Raw genomic sequence first — 16,730 nt, forward strand, 5'->3', positions numbered from 1 at the left:
GATGAGGTCTGCCCCATGACACTGGACGGTACCGGCGCCGCGCCACGCGGTGCGCGCGAGGAGATCCTGTGCGGTCTGTTCGCCGAGATCCTCGAGGTCCCCGAAGTCGGCGTCGACGACAACTTCTTCGCCCTGGGCGGGACCTCGATGCTCGCCGTCCGGCTGGTCAACCGGATCCGGGCGGTCCTGGGGGTCAAGACCGGCGTGCGGGCGCTGTTCCGCAGCCAGTCGGTGGCGGCCCTCGCCCGGCACCTCGCCGCCGGCGACCCCGTACGCCGCCCGGTGGTGCGGGTGGAGCCGCGCCCGCCGTCCGTACCGCTCTCCTCCGGCCAGCGCAGCCTGTGGTTCCTGGACCGGCTGGAGGGGCCGGGCGCGACCTACAACGTGCCGGTGGTGACCCGGATCGAGGGCCCGGTGGACGACCGGGCGCTGGCCGCCGCGCTCCACGACGTGGTCGTACGGCACGAGGCGCTGCGGACGCTGTTCGGCGCGCACGACGGCGAGCCGACCCAGCACGTACTGCCCCCGGACGAGGTGCGCATCGAGCTGCCGGTGACCGACTGCGACCCCGGCCGGCTGCCCGCAGCGGTCGCCGCCGCCTGCGCGCACCTCTTCGACCTCACCTCCGGACTCCCGCTGTACGCCGCCCTGTTCCGGACCGGGGCGGAGCGGTCCGTGCTGGTCCTGGTCGTGCACCACATCGCCTGCGACGGCTGGTCGGTGAGCCGTCTGGGCCGGGACCTGTCCGTCGCCTACGCCGCGCGAAGCGCCGGCCGGGCGCCGGAGTGGCAGCCGCTGCCGGTCCAGTACGCCGACTTCGCGCTGTGGCAGCGCGCCTGGCTCGACGAGGAGTCCGCACCCGACAGTGCGGTCTCCCGGGCGCTCGCCCACTGGAGGACCGCGCTGCGCGGGCTGCCCGAGGAACTTCCGCGGCCCGCCGACCGCCCCCGCCCGGCCCGGGCGAGCTCCGCGCACGGCACCCTGCGCCTCCCCGTCGACGACCCCACCCGGGCCGGTATGAAGCGACTGGCCCGGGCCGGGCATGCCACCGAACTCATGGTGGTGCAGGCCGCGTTGGCCGCACTGCTGACCCGTATGGGCGCGGGCACCGACATTCCGCTGGGCACGGTCGTGGCCGGACGGAGCGACGACCTCCTCGACGAGGTCGTCGGCTTCTTCGTCAACACGCTCGTACTGCGCACCGACACCTCCGGCAACCCTGCCTTCAGCACACTCCTCGAACGGGTGCGGGAGGCGGATCTGGCGGCCTTCAGCCACCAGGACCTGCCTTTCGACCGGCTCGTCGAGGAGCTTCAGCCGCCCCGCGCGCCCGCCCGGCACCCCCTCTTCCAGGTGATGCTCTCCTGGGCGTACGGCGGCGATCTGGGGCTGGAGCTGCCGGGCGCGCGGTGTGTCACCGACCGCGCGCAGGCCCAAGGCGCCAAGTTCGACCTGGAGTTCGCCTTCGACGAGCGGCCTGAGCAGGGCCTGCTGGAACTCTCCCTCACCTACCGCACCGACCGGTTCGACGCGGCCACCGCCCGGGCGCTCGGCGAGCGGCTGATCCGGCTGCTGGGCCGGGCGGCGGCCGACCCGGACCGGCCGATCGGCGCGCTGGACCTGCTCTCCGGCGGGGAGCTGACGCAGGTGACGAGCCGGTGGCAGGGCGCCCGCCGGCCTTCGGAGCCGGGCTCGGTCGTCGCGGCCTTCGACGCCCGCGCCGCCGCCACACCCGACGCCCTCGCCGTGATCAGCGCGGACACCACTCTGACCTACGCCGAACTCGCCGCCCGCGCCGAACAGTTGGCCGGTCGGCTGCTTGCGGAAGGGGTGCGTGCCGACGCCCCCGTCCCCCTGCTGATGGAGCGGTCGGCGGACCTCCTGGTGGCGCAGCTCGCCGTCCTCAAGGCCGGCGCCGCGTACCTGCCGCTGCCCACCACCCACCCGGTGGCCAGGACGAAGGCCGCCCTCGCGGCGGCCGGCAGCCCGGTGCTGCTGGTGGACGAGGCGTTCCGGAGCCACCCGGCCGCAGTCGGGCACCCCACCGTACTGACCGTCGGTGCCGCCCCGGACACGGCGGACGCCGGCCGTCCGCCCGCTCTGCCCGAGGTGCACCCTGACCAGCTGGCCTACGTGATGTACACCTCCGGATCGACCGGCGAGCCCAAGGGCATCGGCACCACCCACCAGGGCGTACTCGACCTGGCCAGGGACGCGTGCTGGGGCCTCGGGCCGGGCGACCGGGTGCTCTTCCACGCCCCGCACGCCTTCGACGCCTCGACCTACGAGATCTGGGTGACGCTGCTGGGCGGCGGATGTGTGGTGGTCGCACCGCCGGGCGGGATCGACGGGCCGGAGCTGGCGCGGCTGACCGTCCGGCACCGGATCACCCATGTCCATCTGACCGCGGGCCTGTTCCGCGCCGTGGCGGAGGACCAGCCCGGCTGCTTCGCCACCGTACGCGAGGTGCTGACCGGCGGCGACGCGGTCTCCGGACAGGCCGTCGACCGGGTGCTGGCGGCCTGCCCGGACACCACGGTACGGGCGCTGTACGGCCCGACCGAGACCACGCTGTGTGTCACCCAGACGTCCTGGCGTCCCGGCGAACGGACCGGCGGCACCGTGCCGTTGGGCCGCCCGATGGACAACACCCGCGGCTATGTCCTCGACGAGGCGCTGCGCCCGGTGCCCCCAGGTGTGCCGGGCGAGCTGTACCTGGCCGGTGCGGGACTGGCCCGCGGATACACCGGCCGGGCCGCGATGACCGCCGAACGCTTCGTGGCCTGCCCGTACGGCGGTCCCGGTGAGCGGATGTACCGAACCGGCGACCTGGTCCGCTGGGACGGCGAGGGCCGGCTGCACTTCCTCGGCCGGGCCGACGACCAGGTCAAGATCCGCGGCTTCCGGGTCGAACCGGCCGAGGTCGAGGCCGCGTTGGCCGCACTGCCCGGCGTCGGCCAGGCCACGGTCGCCGTCCGCGCGGACCACACGGGGGACAAACTGCTGGTCGGCTATGTGGTGCCGGACCCGGACGCTCCGCCGGTCGACACCACGGCATGGCGCGCCCGGCTCGCCGAACGGCTGCCCGCCTACATGGTGCCCGCGGCGCTGCTGACACTGGACGCCCTTCCGCTGACCGCCAACGGCAAGCTCGACCGCCGGGCGCTGCCCGCCCCGCGGTTCGCCGCGGCGGACGGTGGCCGGGCGCCCCGCAGCCCGCGCGAAGCCCTCCTGTGCCGGCTCTTCGGCACGGTCCTCGGAGTGCCGCAGGTGGGCATCGACGACGGCTTCTTCGAGCTCGGCGGGCACTCCCTGCTGGCGGCCCGCCTCGTCCACCTGATCCGCACCGCGCTCGGCACCGAACTCGGCGTCCAGGACCTGTTCCAGGCACCGACCGTGGCCGGGCTGAGCGCACTGCTGGACACCGGCGGCGCCGGCGCGGATCTCGGCGAGGTGCTGACCTTCCGGGCCGACGGCGACCGCGCCCCGGTCTTCCTGATCCCCGCCGCGAACGGTCTGAGCTGGTGCTACTCCGCGCTGCTGCGGCACATACCGGCCGGCCACCCGGTCCATGCGCTCCAGGACCCCCGGCTCACCGCGGACCGGGCCGGCCCCCGTACGGTCCCGGAGCTGGCCGCCGGCTACCTGACCCGGATGCGCGAGATCCGGCCAAAAGGCCCGTACATTCTGGCCGGTTGGTCCTTCGGCGGCACGGTCGCCCAGCAGATCGCGGTCGAACTGGCGGCGCAGGGCGAACCGCCGGCCCTGCTGGTACTGCTCGACGCCTACCCCGGTGATGTCCTCGGCTGGGGCACCGAACTCGACACGGACGCCCTGGTACCGCTCGCCCTGGACGGCATCACACCGGCCGGACCGCAGGACGGGGGAGGACTTCCGGACGCCGCCGCGCTCGCCGCCGCCCTGCGCACGGCCGGCAGCGCCCTCGGCTCCCTCGACGACCGGACCATCGGCAGTCTGCTCCGGGTCGCGCAGCACAATGTCCGGGCGTTGGCGGAGCATCGGCCGGGCAGATACCGGGGGCAGGTGCTGTGCTTCGATGCGGCGTCCCCGAAACACCCCGCGGGACTCGCCTCGCAGGCCTGGCATCCGCTCCTCGGTGGCCGGGTCGACAGCTACGCCGTCGGCTGCGCGCACACCGGCATCGTCACCGCGGACGCCATGCCGGAGGTCGGACCGGTCATCGAGGCCGCGCTGAAGGCAACCCACCCCTTGGAGTCCACGTGAACGCCCAGCAGCCCTCCCTGCACTGGGAGGACGGTGCCCTTGTCACCCTCGACCAGCGGCTCCTGCCCCACACCTCCCGGCAGCTCCGGCTGCGCACGGTGGACGAGGTCATCGAGGCCATCTCGACCCTCGCCGTCCGTGGCGCCCCGGCCATCGGCCTGGCCGGCGCGCTCGGCGTCGCGCTCTCCGCGTTACGGCACCGGGAGCCCGGTGGCGGCGTCGACGCGGCGGCGGTACGGGCCGACGCCGCGCGCCTGGTGGCCGCCCGCCCGACCGCGGTCAACCTGGAGTGGGCCGTCCGACGGGTGCTCACCCGGCTCGACGAGGGCCACCAGGCCGTCCTCGACGAGGGCCTGGCCCTGCTGCGGGAGGACGCCGAGGTCAACACGGCGATGGTGCGGCGCGCGACGGACCTGCTTGCCGGCCTGCTGCCGGACCGCCCGCTGCGGCTGCTCACCCACTGCAACACCGGCCGGCTGGCCACCACCGCGGTCGGCACCGCCCTCGGGGTGATCCTCGAACTCGCCGCCCGGGGGCGGGTGGACGAGGTGCTGGTGGACGAGACCCGGCCGCTGTTGCAGGGCGCCCGCCTGACCGCCTGGGAGCTGCGCGAGGCGGGGGTGCCGCACCGGGTGTGCGTCGACTCGGCCGCGGCGTTCGCCCTCGCCTCCGGCATGGTGGACTGCGTCCTGGTGGGCGCCGACCGGATAGCCGCCAACGGCGATGTGGCGAACAAGATCGGCACTTACGGTCTCGCGGTCGCCGCCGCGCGCAGCGGTGTCCCCTTCGTGGTGGTCGCGCCCGAGTCCACCCGGGACCCCGCACTCGCCACCGGAGCCGGCATCACGATCGAGGAGCGCAGCCCGGCCGAGGTCACCGAGTTCGCCGGCGCCCCGCTGGCCCCGGCCGGGACCGCGGTCTTCAACCCCGCCTTCGACGTCACCCCGGCCGAACTGATCACCGCCATCGTCTCCGAGACCCGGGTGCAGCGGCCACGCGAGGAACCCGCCGACGTCCCGGACGCACCGCCTCTGGGCGACGAGATCGCCGCGATGGCCAGGACCCTGTACGAGCGCGAGTGGATGCCCGGCACCTCCGGCAACATATCCGCCCGCACGGACGCCGCCCGCGGCACGGCGCTGATCACCGCGAGTGGACGGGACAAGGGCGCCCTGACGGCCCGTGACATGGTCGCCGTGCACGCCGCGACCGCGCAGCCGGTGGACCCCGACGGGCCCCGGCCCTCCGCGGAGACCGCCATCCACGCGGCGGTGTACCGGACGACCGACGCCAAGGCCGTCATCCATGTGCACGCGCCCTATGCGACGGCGGTCGCAGGGCGCTGGGCCCGCGAGACGGCCGGGACGGGCCCCACCGGGCTCCCGCTGCGGCACTTCGAACTCCTCAAGGGCCTGGGCCTTGCGGACCCGTCCGCCACCGAGGTGCCCGTCTTCCCCAACCACGCGGATGTCGGGAGGATAGCCACCGAGGTGGCGGCCCACCTGGCGGACCGGCCGGAGGCGCCGCCCGCGCTGCTCCTCGCCGACCACGGGATCACGGTCTGGGGCCAGGACCTGGCGCAGGCGCGCAACCGGCTGGAGTGCCTGGAGGCGGTCTGCCGGCTCCTCCTGCTCGACGCCGGCACCTGGCCGGCCGGGCCCGCCACGGCCGCCCCGCGGACCACGCTCTGGGAAGGAAAGACCGCATGACGCTCCTTCAGCTGATGCCCGACGACGCCCCGCGCACCGTGCTGCTGCGCACCACCGACCCCGCCACCATCACCGGGGCGCTGGCCGGCCACGGAGTGGAGCTGAGCCACTGGCCGGTCCGAGGCCCCGTCGCGCCGGAGGACGACAGCGACGAACTGCTGGACCGCTACCGCACCGAGATCGGTGAACTGTGCGACCGCCACGGCTTCCGCGTCGTGGACGTGGCCCGGCTGCACCCGAGCAGCGACCCGGAGTGGGCCGCGCAGGCGGCCAAGGCCCGCACCACCTTCCTGGAGGAGCACCGCCACGCCGAGAACGAGGTGCGCTTCTTCGCCCACGGCCGGGGCTGCTTCTACCTCCACCTCGACGACAAGGTCTTCGCCACGGTCTGCGAGGCCGGCGATCTGCTGTCGGTACCGGCCGGCACCCGGCACTGGTTCGACATGGGCACCCGCCCCGACTTCGCCGCGGTCCGCTTCTTCGAGGAGGAGGACGGCTGGGTCGGTGACTTCACCGCCGACCCGCTCGCCCGCTCCTTCCCCTCCCTCGACGAACTCGTGGTGGGCCCGCAGCGGACGGCGGCCCCGTGAGCGCCCCCGTCCACGCCGTCGTCCTGGACATCGAGGGCACGACCGGTTCGGCCGACCACGTCCACACGGTGCTCTTCCCGTACGCCCGCGAACGCTTCGCCGGCTGGTTCGCCGACCACCGCGGCCACCCCCGGCGGGCGCGCCTGCTCCATGACATCCGCACCGCGACCGGGACACCGGACCTCGACGAGGCGGGCGCGGTCGCCGCACTGCACGCCTGGACCGACGCCGACGTCAAAGCCGCCCCGCTCAAAGCGCTCCAGGGCGAGATCTGGGCAGCCGGCTACGCCGAAGGAAGCCTGCACGGACATGTCTACGACGACGTACCGGCGGCGCTGGCCCGCTGGCAGGCGGCCGGCATCGCGTGCCACATCTACTCCTCCGGTTCGGTCACCGCCCAGCGCAACTGGTTCGCCCACAGCAACCACGGCGATCTGACCGGCCTGCTGGACGGCTACTTCGACCTGACGACCGCCGGCCCCAAACGCGAGCCGGACTCCTACCGCACGATCAGCAACGCCCTGACGGCGCCGCCCGGCCGGACCCTCTTCCTCAGCGACGTACGGGCCGAACTGGACGCCGCTGCGGCGGCCGGCTGGCAGACCCTCGCGGTACGCCGCCCGGACGACCCGCGCGGCCCCGCCGTCGAGGGCCACCCCGTCGTCACCGACCTGGCAGGACCGGACCTCACCCCGCACCCCGCCGCCCCCACCCGCTGACCGAGACAGGACCCATGACCACCACCGGAACCACCGGATCCACCCCCGGCCCCCGCGCCGAACTCGCCGTCATCGGCGGCAGCGGCTTCTACGAACTCCTCGCGGACGCCGAGAGTTTCACCGTGCAGACCCCCTACGGCGAGCCGTCCGACGCGGTCACCCTCAGCGAGATCGGCGGCCGCCGCGTCGCCTTCCTGCCCCGCCACGGCCGCGGCCACGCCGTACCGCCGCACCGGATCAACTACCGCGCGAACCTGTGGGCGCTGCGCTCGCTGGGCGTCCGCCAGATCCTCGCCCCGTGCGCGGTCGGCTCGCTCCGCCCCGAGCTGGGCCCCGGCTCCTTCGTCGTCCCCGACCAGCTGGTGGACCGTACGAGCGGGCGCGTACAGACCTTCTACGAGCAGGGCGCGGTGCATGTCTCGTTCGCCGACCCCTACTGTGCGCACGGCCGGGCGGCGGTGCTGGGGGCGGCCGCCGCGACCGGCGTCGAGGCGACGGACGGCGGCACCATGGTCGTCGTCCAGGGGCCGCGGTTCTCCACCCGCGCCGAGTCGCAGTGGTACGCCGCCGCGGGCTGGTCGCTGGTCAACATGACCGGCCACCCCGAAGCGGTGCTCGCCCGCGAACTCGCCGTCTGCTACACCGCGGTGGCCCTGGTCACCGACCTCGACGCGGGCATCGACGCCCAGCAGAGCGTGTCGCAGGAGGAGGTCTTCAAGGTCTTCGCCCAGAACACCGAGCGCCTGCGCGCCCTGGTACTCGAAACCCTCGACCGCCTCCCCAAGGAGCGCACCTGCGGCTGCCCCGACACCCTCACGGGCATCGACGTCCCCTTCCCGTTGCCCTGACACCGCTGACCGGCCGGACCGGCCCCGTACCCGCGCCCGTTGAGGGGAGGGGACCAGGAGTCGGCTCCGGCGGTCAGAGCCGTGACGTCCACGCCCCGACGAAATCGATCTCGGGTGTGAGCCGCACCCCTGTGCGCCGCAGGACGCGCTCCTGGACGAGGTCGACGGCCCGCGCGAACCCGTCGGCGGTCGCGCCCTCGTCCGCGACCAGGGTGTAGTGCAGTGAGGAGATGCGTACGCCCTCGACGACCGGGGTGTTGAGGGCGAAGCCGGCGCGGTGGATGAGCCAGCTCGCGCTGACCCGGGTCGAGCCGTCGGGGAAGACATTGACCGGCGCGTGCTGCGCCCGCAGCCGTTCGGCCTGCGCGGGGGTGACCTCGGGGCTGAGAAACACACTGCCGACCGACCGCCGGTCGGTGTCACAACAGCCCAGCACCATGCCCTTGCCCTTGCGCACCTCGACCACCGCCCGGGCCGCATCGGCCGGCACCACCCTGCCGCCGACCGGGACATCGAGCGCGTCGGCGACCACGGGATAGGTGACCGGTGCGCTCAGCGCCGAGCGGCGCAGCGCGAAGACCAGCTTCAGCACGGTCCACCGCCGGGACTTCTTGAAGACGCTGGTCCGGTGGCCCAGCCCGCAGGCCGCCGCGTCCATGGTGACAAAACGGCGCAACGCCCAGTCCCAGACCGTGACTTCGACGAGCGTGTCGGCGACCTCCTGACCGTACGCGCCCACATTCTGAACGGGTGTGGCGCCCGTGGTCCCCGGGATCCCGGCGAGCATCTCCATCCCGCTCAGACCCCCCTCGATGGTGGCCTCCACCAGCTCGGAGAGGGGATGGCCCGCCTGCACCTCCACCAGCGTCCGGCCGTCCTCCCGCTCCCCGAGCACACGCACGCCCCGTGTGCTCATCCGCACCACGGCGGACGAGCAGCCAGGATCATCCACCAGAACATTGCTGCCCGCCCCCAGACAGACCGGTTCACCGGGCAGGCTGTCGGCGAGCTCGACGAACGCCGGGAAATCCGCCGGATCGGTCAGATCCACGAACACCGCCGCCGGCCCCCCTATCCCCAACGTGGTCAGCGGCGCCAGCGGCACCCCGTGCCCGACTCGCATACGTACGGTCTCCTCCTCTTCGTCTGCCGTCCCCCGGGCGCTCCCGCTCGCTCACTCCCTCTGATGCGCGATCCGGGCGGCGTCCACGAACTCCTCCAGTGCGGCCCAGAAGGGGCTGTAGGAGGCATCGAAGGCGCCCCGCTGCCCGGTGTCACCTGCCAGTTCGGCCTTGACGGCCGCGTAGAAGGGGCCGGTCGCCTTCTGGAGGGCGAGCGCGGCGGCAGCCGCCGCAGGCGGGCCCTCCAGTTCGACGACGCGCGCGCAGCGCCGGATCTTCACATACTCGGCGACCTCCCGGTCGTGCAGCTCACGCAGTGTGGCGGTGCGGGCGTCCGAGGCGGCCAGCCGTAGCGCCGTGGAGATCTCCCAGTACAACTCGCCCATCCGGTGGGTCTGTTCGATCAGATCCAGATAGGCGGTGCGCCGGCTCTCCCGCAGCCGTTCGGCGCGCTGGGCGCGTGCGGCGGTCTCGGCCTGTATGCGTGCGGCCCGGGTGCTGCCGCGGCTGGTGACCCAACTGGCGAGCACGGCCGTGCCACCGGTCACCGCCGCGATCGCCAGAGTCCACCAGCTGCTGTCTCCCACATGGCGTCACGATACCGAGCCGGGGCGGAGCCCCCCGCCCCGGCCGCCGTGCAACTGACGGGCCCGGTCCGGCACCCGCGCCGTTACGACGGGAACTCGCCCGGCGGCACCCGGCTCGTGGTCGCATTGCCGCCCACCACCTTGTTCAAGGTGAACGTCAGCACCGTGTACTGCGTCCCGCCGGTCACCTTGACGGTCCGGAAGTTCGCCCTGTCGTCGAACTTCTCGAAGCTGCATCCGCGGGTGAAGGAGCTCCTGGCGCTGTTCCAGTCCTCGCCGGTGGTGAAGTACACCGTGTACGAACCGCTGTTGACGCTGCGTATGGTGGTGCTCGATCCCTGGCGTACGTATACGGAGAACGCCGTCCGGCTGCCGCGGGTCAGTGTCACCACCGCATCCGTGCCGGTGCCGTTCTTGATCGTCAGCCGTCCCAGCCCGCCCCGGCTGCCGTCGCGGAGGAACGTGCCGTTGGCGAGCCGCCGGTGCTTGGCCTTCTCCGTACGCGGTAGTTGCAGCGCCGCGTCATAGCCGAGCGCGGTGAGCGCGCGGCCGGCTTCCCGGACGCTCTTCGGGCTCTCGGCCGTACCGAGTTCGACGCGCGGGGAGGTGGCGCAGCGGCCGTCGGCACCGCGTGCGCTCTTGAGGTCCTGCCCCAACGCGCGCAGGGAGGTGGCGAGTTGACTGTTTCCCGCGATGGCGTTGTCCGGCGTCCGGGTCGTCTGGAGGGCGTCCGCGGCCGCATCGGCCCGGGCAGCGGCGGTGTCCAGTGCCGTGTTCAGCTGACCGCCTTCGTCTGCCCTGTCGACCGCACGCAGCGCGCTGTTGAGCGGTCCGAGCGCGCCGGACAGCGCGTGACGGTAGCTGTCAGGGTCGACGGTCGGGGTCGGGGCCGCGCTGGTCGACGAGCCCGATCCGGCCGTCGAGCCACTGGCACCGCCCGACGGTTCCTCACTCCCTCCCCCCGACGAACAGGCCGCCACCGACAGGGACAGCGCAAGCGCCACGGCAACGAACCCGGCTGCCCTGCGCACCTTTTGCGCCCCGCCTCCCCCTCTCGCCCCGCGCACCCCTCGCGTCTCATCCGACGCACGCACAGACGTATACCTCAGCATGAGTCCCCCGATTCCCCCGGATTCCCCCAACATCCGGCAACTGCCGAAAGAACCAGGCTTCTCCGCCCGCAGAGCACTGTCAAGGCTGTCGCCGAGGCTGTGGAAAAGCTGGGCTCCGGTGCTCGGCGCGACGCCCTCTGCCGCGCGCCGGGGCATCCGCCCGGTCCCGCCGCCGGCCCGGCCACGGGGACGGCCACCGACCCGTCCACACCCGTCCGCCCCCGTCCGCGCCCGTCCGAACGGAGCCGGACGGGTCCGGGAAGATCGTGCCCAACCGGGGGCGCCGTCCTCCACCGCCACCTGCCGGGGAGGACCGGGGCGCCCCTCCCCGCCAGGACGTGCCTGCGCAGACGCGCTAGCTCTCACTCAGAGCTAAAATCGGGGTCATGGCCGCAGGGGAGTTCCCCGACTCGCTCGCCGATGTGCTGGCCACCGTGCAACGGCTCATCCGGCGCCGGCTACGGGCCGGCCTGGCCGCCCCCCGGCTGCGCGGCGCGCAGGTGGAGCTGCTGCGGCTGGTCGCGGCCCGCCCCGGCATACGGGTCTCGGCCGCCGCGAAGGAGCTCTGCCTGGCGGGCAATTCGGTCTCCACCCTCGTCAATCAGCTCAGCCGGGCCGGCTATCTGCGCCGGCAGACCGCCCCCGACGACCGCCGCTCGGCCCTGCTCTTCCCCACCCCGGCCGCCCGGTCCCGGCTGGACGACTGGGAGAACCGCCGCAGCGCCCTGGTGAGGGAGCAGGTCGCGCGGCTGCCCGAGGCCGACCAGGCGGCGCTGGCCGCGGCCCTCCCGGCACTGCGCAGGCTCGCCCACAATCTGCACGCGGAGACGGAGGGCCCATGACCACCGACCACGAGCGCGCTGCGGTCCCGTCCGGTGGGCCGGCCGCCCCCGATGCCGTGACCTGCCACGGCCTCCGCTACGCCTTCGGCGAGACCAAGGCCGTGGACGGCGTGGACCTCTCCGTACGCACCGGCGAGGTCTTCGGCCTGCTCGGCCCGAACGGCGCGGGCAAGACCACCGCGATCCGCTGTATCACCACGCTGCTGCCCGTGCCTGCCGGGATGGTCCGGGTCTTCGGGCACGATGCGGCGAAGGAGCGGATGGCGGTCCGCCGGCTGCTGGGCTACGTACCGCAGCAGCTCTCCGCCGACGCCGGGCTGACCGGCCGCGAGAACGTCACCCTGTTCGCCCGGGTCTTCGACGTCTCCCGCCACGAGCGGGCCGAGCGCGTCACCCAGGCGCTGGCGGCCGTCGGCCTCACCGAGGCGGCCGGGCGGCTTGCCAAGACGTACTCCGGCGGGATGATCCGCCGTCTTGAACTCGCTCAGGCGCTGGTCAGCGCGCCACGCCTGCTGATGCTCGACGAGCCCACCATCGGCCTCGACCCGATCGCCCGCACCAGCGTCTGGGAACACATCAACGCCGTACGGGCCGCCACTGGCATGACCGTCCTGGTGACCACGCACTACATGGACGAGGCCGACCAGTACTGCGACCGGGTCGCCCTGATGCACCACGGCCGCCTCCGTGCCCTCGGCACACCGGACGCACTCAAATCCGCCCTCCGCGCCCGCCGCCGCGCGGCCGCTCCCCCCGCCGCCGCTCCCAGCCACCCCGCAGCTCCCTCCGCACCCGCCGCATCGCGCTCATCCGACGCCGTGCCGACGCTCGAAGACGTCTTCCGGGACGTCGCCGGCAGCGGCCTCGACGAGCAGTCAGGAGACTTCCGCGATGTCCGAAGCACCCGCCGCACCGCACACCGGGTCGGCTGACACCGCCACCGCCGCCGGCCGGCTGGACCTGCTGCTGGTCCCACCGCGCCCCCGTACCGGCTGGCGGGTGCTGCCCGCCCGGGTCGTCGCGATGTGCATCGTCGAACTTCAGAAACTGCGCCACGACCGGACCGAGCTGTACACCCGCGCCGTCCAGCCCGCCCTGTGGCTCCTGGTCTTCGGCGAGACCTTCACCCGTATCCAGGCCATTCCGACCGGCGGCACCCCGTACATCGACTATCTGGCGCCCGGCATCATCGCCCAGTCGGCCATGTTCATCGCGATCTTCTACGGCATCATGATCATCTGGGAACGGGACGCCGGCATCCTCACCAAGCTGCTGGTGACACCGACCCCGCGATCCGCGCTGATCGCCGGAAAGGCCTTCGCCGCCGGGGTGAAGGCGCTGGTCCAGGCCGTTGTCGTGATCGCCATCGCCGCACTGCTGGGTGTGGCCATGACCTGGAACCCGCTACGGCTGCTCGGCGTGGCCGTCGCGGTGGTCCTCGGGTCGGCCTTCTTCTCCTGCCTCTCGATGACCATCGCGGGGATCGTGCTCACCCGCGACCGGCTGATGGGCATCGGCCAAGCCATCACCATGCCGCTCTTCTTCGCCTCCAACGCCCTCTACCCAGTGGCGATCATGCCCGGCTGGCTCCAGACGGTCAGCAGTCTCAACCCCCTCAGTTACCAGGTCGATGCGCTACGGGGGCTGCTCCTCGGCACCCACGCCCATCTGGCGCTGGACTACGGCGTCCTGATCGGGGCCGCCGCCGTCGGCATCGCCGCAGCCTCCTCCCTCCTGGGCCGCCTGGCCCGCTGACACCCCCTCACGCCCTCCCCTCAAGCCCTCCGCTCACCCCACCAGCTCGCGCACTCCCGCCATGCACGTCCCCGCAGCCCGGCCAGAGCGCGCCTCACCCCGCCCTCCGCAGGGCCGTACGCTCCGCCTCCTCCAGCCACTCCAGATACCAGCTGGCGAACGTCGCCACCTCGCTCTTCTCCGGGCCCACCCGAAGCGGTTCCAGATCCACGTCATCGCACCGGGCGTCCGCCCACACCCGACCCCGCTCCGGCCCGCTCACCACCAGCCAACGCCGCTCGGCACACCCGATATGACACAGACAGATCGCGCCGACCGTACGGTCGGCGGACCACATCAGCCCCTCCCACCGCTCCCACCAGGCGTCCTGCGCGGCATCGAAGTCCGCCTCGTCGGCAAAGTCCTCCTCCTCGGGCCGCTCCGCCTCCAACGCGGCAACCTGCGCCGCGTCGGGACCCGCGGTCGGAAACGGCTCGGCGATCCGGCCCGGCGTGGTCAGATCGCCCCCGTCGCCCACCCACTCCCACCCCCCGTCCGCCGCCCTGCGCACGGGAAAGACCCCATAGGCCGGCCCCGCACCGCCCGCGCCCACCTGCACCAGGAACTCCCGGTACTCCCCGGGGAGCCGTACGCCCAACCAGCCCTCCAGCTCGGCCAGTTCCCCGGGCGTCAGCGGATCGGCCAGCGCAAAGCGGTGTCCGTAGTAGCCGAAGACCCGCTCCACGCCGGCCGTCGAGCCGAGCCCCAGCACCCTTTCGCGGACCCCTGCCCACGCCTGATCACTCATGCTCCCCACGGTACGAGACCGCACTGACAACTCCCGCCGTCCACACGCCCGGTGGCGCGGCCCCAGCGGGACGTTGGCGCAATGCCAACGCCTACGAGGAGTTGACACGGCCCAGGTTCGCCCGCGCCGGGCCGCGCCGAAGCCGCCCAGGTCCCGTCCGGCCCAACCAGGCCGTCAATGCAGGATCTTGTCCTTGGCCCGCTGGAACTCCTCTTCCGAGATGGCGCCCTTTTCCTTGAGGTTCGACAGCTTGACGAGCTCATCCGCATGGCTCGGGCCACCGCCGGCGGCCGCTGTTTCGCGGATGTACGCGTCGACCGCCTCTTGTCTGTGCCTGGCGTGCTGCGCCTCGCGCTTGGCCATGTCCTTGCCGCGCACCATCAGGTAGATCAGGGCGCCCAGGAAGGGGAGGACGATGATGAACAGCAGCCAGCCGGCCTTCGCCCATCCATTCAGCGAGTGGTCGACGAAGATGTCGGCGATGAGACGGAAGAGCACCATCAGCCACAGGACCCACAGAAAGATCCACATGACGGTCCAGAAGGCGCCCAGCACCGGATAGTCGTACGCCATGTACGTGTTTCCCATGGCTTTCCTCCTGCCGCTCGCGGTCGCCTCTCCAGCCTGCGCCCGCCCTGGCGAACGGTCATCACCCTCTGCGGGTGAAGCGCGGGAGGGCCCACGCGCGGCACCGTACGGTGCCCGACCGGTGACGTCCGGGTGAGCCGGGTGGTCAGCCGTCGTGGCCGGTGGTCCGGCGGCCACGCCCCGGCGGCGCGGTCGGGGCTCCGGCAGCGGCGAGGACGCCGAGGACCACCAGGACGAGCACCGCGATCCCGAGGACCAGGGCCACGGAACCCGGAGTCGGGTAGTTCCACAGGGCCAGCGCCAGCACCCCCGCACCCACCACGATTCCCGTCGTCCAGCCGCGGTGGCGGTCGAGCCAGCGACCCGCGCCATCGGTGCGCAGCCCCACTCGGGCGAGGCTCCGCCCGGCGGATCCTGTGCCGCGGACGGTGACGGAGCGGATCCAGCGGGCCCCGCGCCCCGGCCCGTAGAGGTAGCCGGCGACCACGACGATCACCGCGAGGACAAGCACCGTACGGGTGCTCTGCTGCAAGAACCGCACCAGGTCGTCGTAGACGACGGCGGCGACGTCCGGCGACTGCACCTTGGGCTCCACCGAGTCCAGGTACTTCTCGCGGAAGACGGCGAGCGCGACGAGCAGGGCGGCCATCATCACGCCGATGCCGACGGCCGCGCTCATCATGATGACCCGGTGTGCGGGCCCCACCCACACGGCCAGCGCCGCGAGGACGACGACGAGTACGGGCAGCCAGACGCCGACGAGGTTCAGCAGGCGCATGGCGTCCTGGGCGTCGTCCAGCTTGTCGGTCTTCACGAGCACGACCGACCTGTCGATGTCGGGGATCTTGTCGGCGTTCTCGAATCCGGCGTCGACCAGCCGCTTCTGCACCTGATCGATCACGGTGCCGATGTTGAGGCTGATGGTGTCGCCCTTGGCCTCGACGGCGCTGCCGCCCTTGCCGGTGAGGACGTTGACCACGGCCGTGTGCGCCCTGCGGTTGGCGTTGTCCCAGACGTTCGCGAACTGGTCGCTGGTCACCACCTTGTTGACCACCGTCCGGACCGCGTTGGTGGCCGCGGACTTCAACGCGCCGGCGAGCAGTCCTCCCTTGTCGACCACGGCTGGTGGGGCACCGGTCTCCTGAAGGGCGTGGGTGAGTGCGGCGGTGAGCTTCTCGGTGTCGATGTAGCTGACGACCTCGTTCGTCACACGAGTGGTCACGGCGTTCTGGAACGCCGGGTCCCTGGCGAGGGGGGCGACGGTCTGGACGTACCGGTTGGTGTCGGAGATCTGTGAGTTCACCCAGGTCGCCACGGTGGCCAAGGGGGCGAGGACGAACGCCACCAGCAGCAGCGCGCAGGCGACGGCGTTGCGCAGCCGGCGGTGACGCATCTCGGCGGTGCGGCGCAGGCGCTCGTAGTGCGCCCGCTCGGTCGCGCTCAGCGGCCGCGGAGGCTCCGGGGGCTCGGAGGCGGCGGACGGTGAGTCCATGGTCGACTCCTTCGCGCAGGCCTTCGTTCACGGTCACCCGGCGGGCGGGTATCCGCATCACCCGTGACGGGTGGCTCTTCGCCGGTCTGCTCCACGGATTTCATGGGTCCGGCAGCTGACGCATCTCGACGACCCGCAGCCCGAGCTCCTGGAAGCGGATGAGCAGCCCGTAGAGGTGGGCCTCGTCGGTGACCTGCCCGCACAGCAGGGTCTGCTCCGGCGCGAGCACCTTCGTCAGCTCGGGGAATGCCTCACCCAAGAGCGCCGACAGGCGACCGGTCACACGGAACTCGTAGTGCATGAGCACCCCCTCGCCGGGTGGAGTCGTCGCACTC

14 protein-coding genes and 1 pseudogene are annotated in these 16,730 nt (G+C 72.8%); 8 read left to right on the plus strand and 7 right to left on the minus strand.

Features of this window, described 5'->3' with window-relative positions; genetic code table 11:
• The first annotated feature begins 15 nt into the window (after positions 1 to 15).
• The 5 genes from ACZ55A_RS27150 to ACZ55A_RS27170 are packed head-to-tail and all read left to right on the plus strand — an operon-like array spanning position 16 to position 8,111.
• The gene (locus ACZ55A_RS27150) at positions 16 to 4,245 is read left to right on the plus strand and encodes a non-ribosomal peptide synthetase (RefSeq protein WP_468845143.1); all 4,230 of its coding nucleotides are present in this window, start codon (positions 16 to 18) and stop codon (positions 4,243 to 4,245) included.
• Positions 4,242 to 5,954, plus strand: a complete 1,713-nt coding sequence (gene mtnA / locus ACZ55A_RS27155) for an S-methyl-5-thioribose-1-phosphate isomerase (RefSeq protein WP_468845146.1) — start codon at positions 4,242 to 4,244, stop codon at positions 5,952 to 5,954. The genes ACZ55A_RS27150 and mtnA overlap by 4 nt, the downstream gene beginning before the upstream one ends.
• Positions 5,951 to 6,544, plus strand: coding sequence for a 1,2-dihydroxy-3-keto-5-methylthiopentene dioxygenase (locus ACZ55A_RS27160; protein WP_468845149.1), 594 nt, complete (start codon positions 5,951 to 5,953; stop codon positions 6,542 to 6,544). Before mtnA ends, ACZ55A_RS27160 begins: the two co-directional genes overlap by 4 nt.
• Positions 6,541 to 7,263: an acireductone synthase gene (mtnC, locus tag ACZ55A_RS27165; protein WP_468845152.1), complete on the plus strand. Its 723-nt coding sequence runs from the start codon at positions 6,541 to 6,543 to the stop codon at positions 7,261 to 7,263. The genes ACZ55A_RS27160 and mtnC overlap by 4 nt, the downstream gene beginning before the upstream one ends.
• Before the next feature lie 14 nt (positions 7,264 to 7,277).
• Complete coding sequence (locus ACZ55A_RS27170; RefSeq protein WP_468845155.1) at positions 7,278 to 8,111, plus strand: S-methyl-5'-thioadenosine phosphorylase; 834 nt, start codon at positions 7,278 to 7,280, stop codon at positions 8,109 to 8,111.
• Positions 8,112 to 8,184: 73 nt separating this feature from the next.
• On the opposite strand, the pseudogene ACZ55A_RS27175 reads toward ACZ55A_RS27170, so the two are convergent.
• From ACZ55A_RS27175 to ACZ55A_RS27185, 3 genes and pseudogenes are all read right to left on the minus strand, one after another.
• A pseudogene (locus ACZ55A_RS27175) lies at positions 8,185 to 9,240 on the minus strand (UDP-N-acetylmuramate dehydrogenase); the annotation flags it as partial.
• A 45-nt stretch (positions 9,241 to 9,285) separates the two neighbouring features.
• The gene (locus ACZ55A_RS27180) at positions 9,286 to 9,819 is read right to left on the minus strand and encodes a hypothetical protein (RefSeq protein WP_468845158.1); all 534 of its coding nucleotides are present in this window, start codon (positions 9,817 to 9,819) and stop codon (positions 9,286 to 9,288) included.
• A gap of 83 nt (positions 9,820 to 9,902) precedes the next feature.
• A complete protein-coding gene (locus ACZ55A_RS27185) occupies positions 9,903 to 10,850 on the minus strand; it encodes a hypothetical protein (protein ID WP_468845160.1) in 948 nt (315 codons plus the stop codon).
• Between the two features lie 467 nt (positions 10,851 to 11,317).
• On the opposite strand from ACZ55A_RS27185, the gene ACZ55A_RS27190 reads away from it, so the two are divergent.
• The 3 genes from ACZ55A_RS27190 to ACZ55A_RS27200 are packed head-to-tail and all read left to right on the plus strand — an operon-like array spanning position 11,318 to position 13,528.
• Positions 11,318 to 11,773, plus strand: coding sequence for a MarR family winged helix-turn-helix transcriptional regulator (locus ACZ55A_RS27190; RefSeq protein WP_468845163.1), 456 nt, complete (start codon positions 11,318 to 11,320; stop codon positions 11,771 to 11,773).
• Positions 11,770 to 12,705, plus strand: coding sequence for an ATP-binding cassette domain-containing protein (locus ACZ55A_RS27195; protein WP_468845166.1), 936 nt, complete (start codon positions 11,770 to 11,772; stop codon positions 12,703 to 12,705). The genes ACZ55A_RS27190 and ACZ55A_RS27195 overlap by 4 nt, the downstream gene beginning before the upstream one ends.
• A complete protein-coding gene (locus tag ACZ55A_RS27200) occupies positions 12,665 to 13,528 on the plus strand; it encodes an ABC transporter permease (protein ID WP_468845169.1) in 864 nt (287 codons plus the stop codon). Before ACZ55A_RS27195 ends, ACZ55A_RS27200 begins: the two co-directional genes overlap by 41 nt.
• Positions 13,529 to 13,622: 94 nt before the next feature.
• Here ACZ55A_RS27200 and ACZ55A_RS27205 read toward each other — a convergent pair whose 3' ends face one another.
• From ACZ55A_RS27205 to ACZ55A_RS27220, 4 genes are all read right to left on the minus strand, one after another.
• Positions 13,623 to 14,315: an SMI1/KNR4 family protein gene (locus ACZ55A_RS27205; RefSeq protein ID WP_468845172.1), complete on the minus strand. Its 693-nt coding sequence runs from the start codon at positions 14,313 to 14,315 to the stop codon at positions 13,623 to 13,625.
• 174 nt (positions 14,316 to 14,489) lie between these two features.
• Entirely contained in the window at positions 14,490 to 14,903 is a 414-nt protein-coding gene (locus ACZ55A_RS27210) for an SHOCT domain-containing protein (protein WP_468845175.1), read from the minus strand.
• A gap of 145 nt (positions 14,904 to 15,048) precedes the next feature.
• A complete protein-coding gene (locus tag ACZ55A_RS27215) occupies positions 15,049 to 16,395 on the minus strand; it encodes a hypothetical protein (RefSeq protein WP_468845178.1) in 1,347 nt (448 codons plus the stop codon).
• A gap of 100 nt (positions 16,396 to 16,495) precedes the next feature.
• Complete coding sequence (locus tag ACZ55A_RS27220; protein ID WP_468845180.1) at positions 16,496 to 16,696, minus strand: hypothetical protein; 201 nt, start codon at positions 16,694 to 16,696, stop codon at positions 16,496 to 16,498.
• Positions 16,697 to 16,730 lie beyond the last annotated feature (34 nt).

This window comes from Streptomyces sp. NPDC034111 (assembly GCF_055575375.1).

Bases quoted from the DNA above. Each gene is read 5' to 3' on its own strand.
- ACZ55A_RS27150 (WP_468845143.1), top strand. From the start codon at position 16: ATGACACTGGACGGTACCGGCGCCGCGCCACGCGGTGCGCGCGAGGAG.
- ACZ55A_RS27160 (WP_468845149.1), top strand. From the start codon at position 5,951: ATGACGCTCCTTCAGCTGATGCCCGACGACGCCCCGCGCACCGTGCTG.
- ACZ55A_RS27170 (WP_468845155.1), top strand. From the start codon at position 7,278: ATGACCACCACCGGAACCACCGGATCCACCCCCGGCCCCCGCGCCGAA.
- ACZ55A_RS27190 (WP_468845163.1), top strand. From the start codon at position 11,318: ATGGCCGCAGGGGAGTTCCCCGACTCGCTCGCCGATGTGCTGGCCACC.
- ACZ55A_RS27195 (WP_468845166.1), top strand. From the start codon at position 11,770: ATGACCACCGACCACGAGCGCGCTGCGGTCCCGTCCGGTGGGCCGGCC.
- ACZ55A_RS27200 (WP_468845169.1), top strand. From the start codon at position 12,665: ATGTCCGAAGCACCCGCCGCACCGCACACCGGGTCGGCTGACACCGCC.
- ACZ55A_RS27205 (WP_468845172.1), bottom strand. From the start codon at position 14,315: ATGAGTGATCAGGCGTGGGCAGGGGTCCGCGAAAGGGTGCTGGGGCTC.
- ACZ55A_RS27210 (WP_468845175.1), bottom strand. From the start codon at position 14,903: ATGGGAAACACGTACATGGCGTACGACTATCCGGTGCTGGGCGCCTTC.
- ACZ55A_RS27215 (WP_468845178.1), bottom strand. From the start codon at position 16,395: ATGGACTCACCGTCCGCCGCCTCCGAGCCCCCGGAGCCTCCGCGGCCG.
- ACZ55A_RS27220 (WP_468845180.1), bottom strand. From the start codon at position 16,696: ATGCACTACGAGTTCCGTGTGACCGGTCGCCTGTCGGCGCTCTTGGGT.